Origin of the sequence: Micromonospora sp. NPDC005197, from assembly GCF_040608295.1 — a bacterium.
Lineage (GTDB): Bacteria > Actinomycetota > Actinomycetes > Mycobacteriales > Micromonosporaceae > Micromonospora.
Genome location: NZ_JBEXHY010000180.1, coordinates 1 through 8,277 on the forward strand (window position 1 = coordinate 1; position 8,277 = coordinate 8,277).

Annotated in this window: 9 protein-coding genes, 1 tRNA gene and 1 pseudogene; 10 read left to right on the forward strand and 1 reads right to left on the reverse strand. The window is 76.0% G+C overall.

Annotated features, from left to right (window positions below; genetic code table 11):
• The 9 genes and pseudogenes from ABZU46_RS29615 to ABZU46_RS29655 all read left to right on the forward strand — a co-directional run.
• Nucleotides 1–146 (forward strand): annotated as a pseudogene (locus ABZU46_RS29615) (4Fe-4S ferredoxin); the annotation flags it as partial.
• Nucleotides 143–1,264 carry an NrfD/PsrC family molybdoenzyme membrane anchor subunit gene (gene nrfD / locus ABZU46_RS29620; protein WP_354862906.1) on the forward strand — a complete coding sequence of 374 codons (1,122 nt, stop codon included), beginning with the start codon at nt 143–145 and terminating at the stop codon, nt 1,262–1,264. The pseudogene ABZU46_RS29615 and the gene nrfD, both read left to right, overlap by 4 nt.
• A gap of 34 nt (nt 1,265–1,298) precedes the next feature.
• Nucleotides 1,299–1,394: transfer RNA gene (locus tag ABZU46_RS29625), tRNA-Sec, on the forward strand.
• 20 nt (nt 1,395–1,414) lie between these two features.
• The gene (gene selA, locus ABZU46_RS29630) at nt 1,415–2,719 is read left to right on the forward strand and encodes an L-seryl-tRNA(Sec) selenium transferase (RefSeq protein WP_354862908.1); all 1,305 of its coding nucleotides are present in this window, start codon (nt 1,415–1,417) and stop codon (nt 2,717–2,719) included.
• A gap of 2 nt (nt 2,720–2,721) precedes the next feature.
• On the forward strand, nt 2,722–4,476 hold the full coding sequence (gene selB, locus ABZU46_RS29635) for a selenocysteine-specific translation elongation factor (RefSeq protein WP_354862910.1): 1,755 nt from the start codon (nt 2,722–2,724) through the stop codon (nt 4,474–4,476).
• Between the two features lie 59 nt (nt 4,477–4,535).
• The gene (locus ABZU46_RS29640; protein ID WP_354862912.1) at nt 4,536–5,285 is read left to right on the forward strand and encodes a hypothetical protein; all 750 of its coding nucleotides are present in this window, start codon (nt 4,536–4,538) and stop codon (nt 5,283–5,285) included.
• 39 nt (nt 5,286–5,324) lie between these two features.
• A complete protein-coding gene (locus ABZU46_RS29645) occupies nt 5,325–5,522 on the forward strand; it encodes a hypothetical protein (RefSeq protein ID WP_088989536.1) in 198 nt (65 codons plus the stop codon).
• Between the two features lie 80 nt (nt 5,523–5,602).
• Complete coding sequence (locus ABZU46_RS29650; RefSeq protein WP_354862914.1) at nt 5,603–6,880, forward strand: hemolysin family protein; 1,278 nt, start codon at nt 5,603–5,605, stop codon at nt 6,878–6,880.
• Nucleotides 6,881–6,953: 73 nt separating this feature from the next.
• Entirely contained in the window at nt 6,954–7,142 is a 189-nt protein-coding gene (locus tag ABZU46_RS29655; RefSeq protein WP_354862920.1) for a hypothetical protein, read from the forward strand.
• 5 nt (nt 7,143–7,147) lie between these two features.
• Here the strand turns inward: ABZU46_RS29655 and ABZU46_RS29660 are convergent, their stop codons facing one another.
• Nucleotides 7,148–7,798: a hypothetical protein gene (locus tag ABZU46_RS29660; protein ID WP_354862916.1), complete on the reverse strand. Its 651-nt coding sequence runs from the start codon at nt 7,796–7,798 to the stop codon at nt 7,148–7,150.
• A gap of 133 nt (nt 7,799–7,931) precedes the next feature.
• Between ABZU46_RS29660 and ABZU46_RS29665 the strand changes: the two genes are divergently transcribed.
• On the forward strand, nt 7,932–8,138 hold the full coding sequence (locus tag ABZU46_RS29665; protein WP_354862918.1) for a hypothetical protein: 207 nt from the start codon (nt 7,932–7,934) through the stop codon (nt 8,136–8,138).
• The last annotated feature ends 139 nt before the right edge of the window (nt 8,139–8,277 follow it).

Below are 8,277 nucleotides of genomic sequence, written 5' to 3' on the forward strand. Positions count from 1 at the left end.
TGGATGAGCCGGAGGTGTATGGGTTGCCGCCGGATCCGGTGGTGACGACGCGGGATCTGCCGGCGATGTGGAAACGCGCCGGCCTCGCCGCGCTGGCCATGACGGCGGCGACCGTCGCCGCGTTCGTCGTCGGAGGATCCTCGTGAGCACAGAGCGCCCCCGGGTGGGCGATCGGTTCCGCCGGTTCACCAACGCCCGCGACGAGATGGCCGCACGGCAGCCCGGTGGTGACTCGGTCGCACGGCAGCCCGGCGGCGACCCTGCCCGGCGGGCGGGCCGGCGGCGCGGCCGGGGCGGCGGCGAGGAGCTGCGGGTTCCGGAGGCCGAGTTCACGTCGTACTACGGGCGGCCCATCCTGAAGGCGCCGGTCTGGAAGTGGGACATCGCCGCGTACCTGTTCACCGGCGGGCTGGCCGCCGGCTCGTCGCTGCTCGCCGCGGGAGGGCAGCTCACCGGCCGGCCGGTGCTGCGCCGCGCCGGTCGGGTCACCGCGTTGGGCGCCGTCAGCGCCAGCGCCGTCTTCCTGATCCGGGACCTGGGCCGGCCGGAGCGGTTCCACCACATGCTGCGGGTGGCCAAACCGACCTCGCCGATGTCGGTGGGCACCTGGATCCTCACCGCGTTCGGGCCGGCCGCCGGGGTCGCCGCGATCGCCGAGGGCGCCGGCCTGCTGCCCCGCCGCGGGCTGCTCGGGTTGGCCGGCCGGGCACTGCCGCCGGTCGGGCACGCCGCCGGGCTCGTCGCCGCCGCCACCGCGCCGGCGCTGGCCACGTACACCGGGGTGCTGCTCGCCGACACGGCGGTGCCGTCGTGGCATGAGGCGTACCCCGAGTTGCCGGTCATCTTCGCGGGCAGCGCGCTGGCCAGCGGGGCCGGCGTGGGTCTGCTCGCCGCGTCACCGGCGCAGGCGGGGCCGGCCCGCCGGATGGCGGTGGCCGGCGCGGCCCTGGAGCTGTACGGCGCGCACCGGGTGGAGACCCGCCTGGGGTTGCTCAGCGAGCCCTACCGGTCGGGGCGGCCCGGTCGGCTGCTGCGCGCCGGTCGGCTGCTGACCGTCGCCGGGGTGGCCGGGGCGCTGCTCGGCCGGCGCAGCCGCGCGGCGGGCGCGTTGTCCGGGGTCGCGTTGCTGGGCGCGTCGGTGGCCACCCGGTTCGGCATCTTCTACGGTGGCGTCGCGTCGGCGCGCGACCCGCGCTACACGGTGGTGCCGCAACGCGAGCGGGTGAATGCTCGACGGACCGGGGTGGATCCGGCGGCTGACTGAGCGGCCGCTTGGGCGTTGTGATCGAATGTCCGACGGAGGCGTTCAGGCGGCTGGTGCCCCTCCCGGTCTTCAAAACCGGTGTGGTCCGGGACCCGGGCCAGGCGGGTTCGATTCCCGTCCGTCTCCGCCAACGGCGGCAGGAGTGACGTGATGCGCGACGGCAGCGTGGACCCGCGACGCCGGGTGCCCCGCACCGATACGCTGCTCGCCGATTCGCGGCTGGCCGAGGCCGTCGCGACCCTCGGCCGGGACCGGGTCAAGGCCGCCGTCGTCCAGGCGCAGGAGCGGGCCCGCCGCGGTGAGATCGAGCCCGACGAGGTCCCCGACGCCGTGGTCGCCGGGCTGCCCGCCCCGGGTCCGCGGACGGTGCTCAACGCCACCGGCGTCGTGCTGCACACCAATCTGGGTCGGGCGCCGCTGTCACCCGCCGCCGTCGCCGCGGTCGTGGCGGCCGCCGGCCACACCGACGTCGAGCTGGACCTGCGCACGGGGCGACGCGCGCGTCGTGGCCGGGACGCGATGGACGCGCTGGCCGCCGCCGTGCCGGACGCTGCCGCCGTACACGTGGTCAACAACGGCGCCGCCGCGCTGGTGCTGGCCGCCACCGCGCTGGCCGCCGGCCGGGAGATCGTCGTCAGCCGAGGCGAACTGGTCGAGATCGGCGACGGTTTCCGCCTGCCGGACCTGCTGGAGAGCACCGGCGCCCGCCTGCGCGAGGTGGGCACCACCAACCGCACCACGCTCGACGACTACGCCGCGGCCGTCGGACCGCAGACCGGCTTCGTGCTCAAGGTGCACCCGTCGAACTTCCAGATCACCGGCTTCACCTCGGCCACACCGGTACGCCAACTGGCCACGCTCGACGTGCCGGTGGTCGCCGACATCGGCTCCGGGCTGCTCGCGCCGGATCCACTGCTGCCCGACGAGCCGGACGCGGCCGGCACCCTGCGTGCCGGCGCGGCCCTGGTCACCGCGAGCGGCGACAAGCTGCTCGGCGGCCCCCAGGCCGGACTGCTGCTCGGCGACGCCGCGCTTGTCGAACGGCTACGCCGCCACCCGCTGGGCCGGGCGCTGCGCGTGGACAAGCTGACCCTGGCCGCGCTGGCCGCCACCCTGCACCGCCCGGACACGCCGACGCGGACCGCGCTGCACGCCGACCCGGCCGCTCTGCGCAGCCGGGTGGAGCTGCTGCGTGACCGGCTCGGCGCGGAGGGACGCAAGGCGGAGGTCGTCCCGGCGGTCGCCGTGGTCGGCGGCGGCGGCGCCCCCGGCGTCGAGCTGGACTCGTGGGCGCTGAGCCTGCCCGAGCGGTACGCCGTGCCGCTGCGCGCCGGTGACCAGCCGGTGCTCGGCCGGGTGGTGCGGGGCCGGCTCCTGCTCGACCTGCGCTGTGTTCCCGTCGACGCCGACGAGGCGGTCCTGGCGGCCGTGCTGCGCGTCGGAGGGGACGACTGATCATGTTCGTCGTCGCCACCGCCGGGCACGTCGACCACGGCAAGTCGACCCTGGTCCGGGCGTTGACCGGGATGGAACCCGACCGATGGGCCGAGGAACGCCGCCGGGGCATGACCATCGACCTGGGTTTCGCCTGGACGACGCTGCCGTCCGGCGCCACCATCGCCTTCGTCGACGTGCCCGGGCACGAGCGGTTCGTGCCGAACATGCTCGCGGGGGTCGGGCCGGTGCCGGCCGCGTTGCTCGTGGTCGCCGCCGACGAGGGGTGGATGCCGCAGTCCGCCGAGCACCTGGCCGCGCTCGACGCGCTCGGCGTCGGGTACGGCCTGCTGGTGGTGACCCGCGCGGACCTGGCCGACCCCGCGCCGGCGGCGGAGCGAGCCCGCGCCGAGATCGCGGCGAGCAGCCTCGGCGCGGTGGAGACGGTGGCGGTCAGCGGGCTGACCGGCGCCGGCCTGCCGGAGCTGCGGGCCGCGCTGGACCGGCTCACCGCCCGGCTGCCCGCCCCCACAGTGGACGCCCCGGTGCGCCTCTGGGTGGACCGCAGCTTCACCGTGCGGGGCAGTGGCACCGTCGTCACCGGCACGCTGGGCGCCGGCCGGTTGCGCGTCGGCGACGAGTTGGAGCTGGCCGGCGCCGACGAACTGGTTCGGGTTCGGGGCCTGCACTCCCTCGGCGAGGCCCGTCCGGAGGCGGCGGCCGTGGCCCGGGTGGCGGTCAACCTGCGCGGTACGCCCCGTGACCGGCTCGGCCGCGGCGACGCGCTGCTCACCCCGGGCCGGTTCCACCACACCGACGTCATCGACGTACGGCTCACCGGCGACCCGGCCGCCGACCTGCCCGCCACCCTCACCCTGCACGTGGGGTCGGCGGCGGTGCCGGTGCGGGTCCGGCCGCTCGGCGCGGACACCGTCCGGCTGCGGCTGGCCCGCCCGTTGCCGCTGCTGGTCGGCGACCGGGCGCTGCTGCGTGATCCCGGCCGACACCACGTGGCCGGCGGCGTACGGGTCCTCGACGTGGCGCCGCCACCGTTGTCGCGGCGAGGCGCGGCCGCCGCCCGCGCGACGGTCCTCGCCGACCTCGACGGTCGACCCGACCTGGCCGGTGAGCTGCGCCGCCGTCGGCTGGTGCGGGTCGGCGCGCTGCGCCGGATGGGTGTGCCGGTGCAGGCCACGCCGGTGGCCGGTGACTGGCTGGCCGACCCCGCGCACTGGCAGCGGCTCGGCGAGCAGCTCACCGAGGAGGTCGGCCGGTACGCCCGGGAGCACCCGTTGGAGCCGGGCATGCCGGTGGACGCGCTGCGTCAACGCCTCGCTCTGCCCGACCGGGCGCTGGTCGAGGCGCTGATCCGCCCGCCGCTGCGGGTCCACGGTGGGCGGATCGGCACGGCCGCCGTCGACACCCTGCCGGAGCCGGTGGCCCGAGCCGTGCAGCGGGTCCGCGCCGAGTACGCCGACCGGCCGTTTCGCGCCCCCGAGGCGGACCGCCTCGTCGGCCTGGGCCTGGGCCCCCGGGAGATCGGTGCGGCGGTACGCGCGGGCGCGCTGCTGCGGCTGGCCGACACGGTGGTGCTGCTGCCCGACGCCCTCGACGCGGCGGTCACCGTGCTGGCAGGGCTGCCGCAGCCGTTCACCCTGTCGGCGGCCCGGCAGGCGTTGGACACCACCCGCCGGGTGGCGGTGCCGCTGCTGGAGCTGCTGGACCGCCGCGGCGTCACCCGCCGCCTGCCCGACGACGCCCGGGTCGTCGTCACCTGAGCGCGCCACCGCGATGATCCGGGGCGGACAGGATTGCGGCGGGCTGCCAGGGTGAACAGATGGCCGAGCTGTCCCCGTCCCTGTCCCCGTCGCGGCCGTTCGCTGACCGGTGGCGTGGTGTCGTCTCGGTCGCGCTGCGCTGGGGGTTGCCGCTGCTGTGGGTGCTGTGGGCTTCGCTGGCATGGTGGGTGGCGCCGCGCGAGGCGACGGCGGGCCAGCTCGACCGGGATCTGGCGGCGGGCCGGGTGGTGAGCTTCCAACGGGCGTCGGGCTGGGCCGACGACGACGCGTACTGGGGCAGCCGGCCGCAGCCGCGGTACGACCCGCAGGGCGCGATGATCGCCTGGAGCGTGCCGAGTGGCCGGGTCCGGTACGCCTTCGTCGAGCCGCCCGACGCGCAGGCGGAGCCCGCCGGGCCGCAGTCGACGGAGCGGCCCGCCGGGTTGGACGCGAGACTGGCCGCGTCGGCGGACCTGTGGCAGAGCGCCGGCGCTGCCGCGCACCGGATCGCCGACGCCGCCGGGCTGCTCGCCGGCGCGGTGACCCTGCTGTGGCTGGTCCGGCTGGTCGGCGGCGCCCCGCCGCTGGTCGGCACCCGGTGGTTCTGGTACTGGATCGGGCTTCTGCCGTTCGGGGTGGGCGTGCTGGCCTGGTCGTACCGGGAGATGTGGCGGCCGCCGCCGGTGCCGCCGCCCGTTCGCGCCTCGGGGTGGCGCGGCGTCGGTTGGCTGCTGCTCGCCGGGATCGGCATCGTCCTGCTGGTGTCCGCCGCGCGTGCCGTGCTCGGCGTCGCGGTGGTGCCGGGCTAACCGGCCCCTCGACCGTCGGCGGTCACCTACGGTGACGCCATGGACCCTTCGGCGGTCTGGCGGGACCGGCAGCACCAATGGCGGATCGAGGCGTACCGCGCGCCGGATCTGCGGTTCGCCATCTACGCGACCAACGGCCCCACCGAGTCGGTGCCGCTCTGGCTGTTCGGCATGTCGGCGCTGGCCCGGTGGCTGATGACCCACTCCATCTCGCTGGACGACCTGGAGGTCGACTGAGCGCCCCGCCGGCCGGAAACGGGGCCCGGAGCCGGGCGCGCTGCGGTTAGGTGACCTCAGGCGGTCAACGGGGGTGGGCGGTGGGCGGTCAGCTGGGGCAGTTGGCGCTGGTGGCCGTGCTGGTGCTGGTCAACGCCGCGCTCTCCGGCAGCGAGATGGCGCTGGTGACGCTGCGGGAGGGGCAGCTGCGCCGGTTGGGTCGGCGGACCCGCGCCGGTGACCGGCTGGTCCGGCTCTCGCGGGACCCGAACCGCTATCTGGCCACCATTCAGCTCGGCATCACCCTGGCCGGGTTCCTCGCCTCGGCTGCCGCGGCGGTGTCGCTCGCCCAGCCGCTGGTCGGCCCGTTGGGCTTCCTCGGCGCGGCGGCCCGCCCGGCCTCGGTGCTGCTGGTGACCGTGGCGCTGACCTTCGTCACGTTGGTGCTGGGCGAGTTGGCGCCCAAGCGGCTGGCCATGCAGCGGGCCGAGCGGTGGGCGTTGCTCAGCGCCGGGCCGCTGGACCTGCTCGCCCGGGTGTCCCGCCCGGCGGTGTGGCTGCTCAGTCGGGCCACCGACATGGTGGTCCGGCTGGCCGGCGGGGACCCCCGGGCCAGTCGGGAGGAGATGACCGAGGAGGAGTTGCGGGAGATGCTGGTCAGTCAGCGTGGCCTGTCGGCGCAGCAGCGGGAGATCCTGACCGGCGCGTTCGACATCGCCGGTCGGACGCTGCGGGAGATCCTGGTGGCCCGCCGGGAGGTGACCACGCTGCCGACCGACGTGGCCGCCGACGAGGGGGTACGCCTGCTGGCCGCCGCAGGCCGGTCCCGCGCCCCGGTGACCGGCCCCGGCGGTCTGGACGAGGTGGTCGGCGTGGTGCACATCCGCGATCTGGTGCGGGCCGGCACCGGGGTGGTGGGGGAGCGGGTCCGGTCACCGTTGCTGCTCCCGGTGACCCTGCCGGTGGCCGACGCGTTGCGCCGGTTGCGCCAGGAACACCAGCAACTGGCCCTCGTCGTCGACGAGCACGGCGGCATCGACGGCATCGTCACGCTGGAGGACCTGCTGGCCGAGGTCGTCGGCGAGTTGTACGACGAGACCGACCGCGACGTGCGCGGCGTGGCCCGGGAGCCGGACGGGGCGCTGCTGGTGCCCGGTGACTTCCCCCTGCACGACCTGCCCGATCTGGGGGTGCGACTGAGCTTCCCGCTGTCGCGGGAGTACACGACGGTGGCCGGGCTGGTGCTGGCCCGGTTGGGTCACCTGCCGAGTGAGCCGGGCGAGACGATGCGGTTGCCCGGGTTGACCATCGAGGTGGTGGAGGTCGCCGACCGGGCGGTGCGGCGGGTGCGGCTGCGCGGGTTCGTCGCCGAGCGCTGAGCGCGTCGCCCAGAAGAGGGACAACACGCGCGAAACACCCCCTAGCGGATGCTCCTCGCCTACCGTGCGGTACGTGAAGGACCGAGGGTTGCGTACGTTCGTCACCGTGCTCGCCGGTCTCGCGGTGATCTACTTCGGCAGCGCGGGCCGCAGCCCCGAGGAGGGCCGTGGCATCTCCGGCGGGGTCATCGTCCTGGCGCTGCTCGCCGCGCTCGGCGTGTGGCACCTGACCCGACCGCAGGGAGACAAGCCGGTCAAGTGAGCGCCTCACCCGGCGGCGACACGGGTGACCTCGCCCGCGGACTCCTCGCCGAGCGCCACCCGGACCAGCGCCGAGGCGAGCCGGCCGAAATCCGGTTCGGCGACCAGCCCGGCCAGCCGGTCCGGTGAGCCCGGCAGGCCCAGCCGCTTCGCGCCAGCGAGGGCCCGACGGTCGGCGTACGGGCGCAGGTCGGACCAGACCGTCTGGGCCTCGCGCAGGTAGATGTCCGCGCCGGTGGGCCCGATGCCGGGGAACTCGGTGAGCCGTCGGCGCAGCCCGGCCGGGTCGCCCTGGGCGTCCCGGTGCAGGCGCCGCAGGTCGCCGTGCCAGCGGTCCAGACACAGCCGGGCGCCAGTGCCGAGCATGGTGGCGGTGCGCTCGTCGTAGCGGCGGTAGTGACCGCGGCCCAGCGCGTCGACCCGCTGCTGCCAGCTCGCCGCCTCCATCGCCTGCGGCGTGCGGTAGCCGGCCGCGAACAGCTCCCGCGCGGCGTCGACCGCCACGCACGCCCGGATCCGGGTGCTCAGCAGGGTGGCCAGCACCAGCAGCTGGTAGAGCGGACCGGGGCGGTCGGCGAGCCGGATACCGGCCTCCTCGGCGTACGTGTGGCTGCGCCGGTCCAATAGGACCCGCACCACCGCTCGATCGTCACCCACACCGGGTGGGTACCCACCCTGGGCGCGGCTAGCCCTGCGGGCGCGGGGCGGGACCGGAATGCCGCCCGGCCGGACGGGTATGCCGCCGGTGGAGGCGGTCGATGCCGCCTGCCGTACCCGGAGGGAGACACTCGTGGTCAACCCGCAGCAGGAGGAGTTCCGGCGCAACGCCAAGGGAGCGACGAGTCAGGACAGCAAGGGGCCCCAGCCGACCGGGCATCCGCTCAACCGCGGCACGTCGCGCGGAGACGCCGGTCGGCCGGTGCCCAAGGGCCAGGTGTCGCCGTACGGCCCGGCGGGTGAGCCGGTCGCCGAGGACGACAGCGACGCCCGGGCCTAACGACCGTGACCGGACGGCCGCCGCAACCTGTTCCAGGTGGCGGGGGGGCGGCCTGCGGGTTGCCGGGGGGGGGTGTTGTGGGGGATAAAATTTCGTGGGCGGCCGGGCACCGGTTGTCTTATAGCCCCCCCGGGGATTG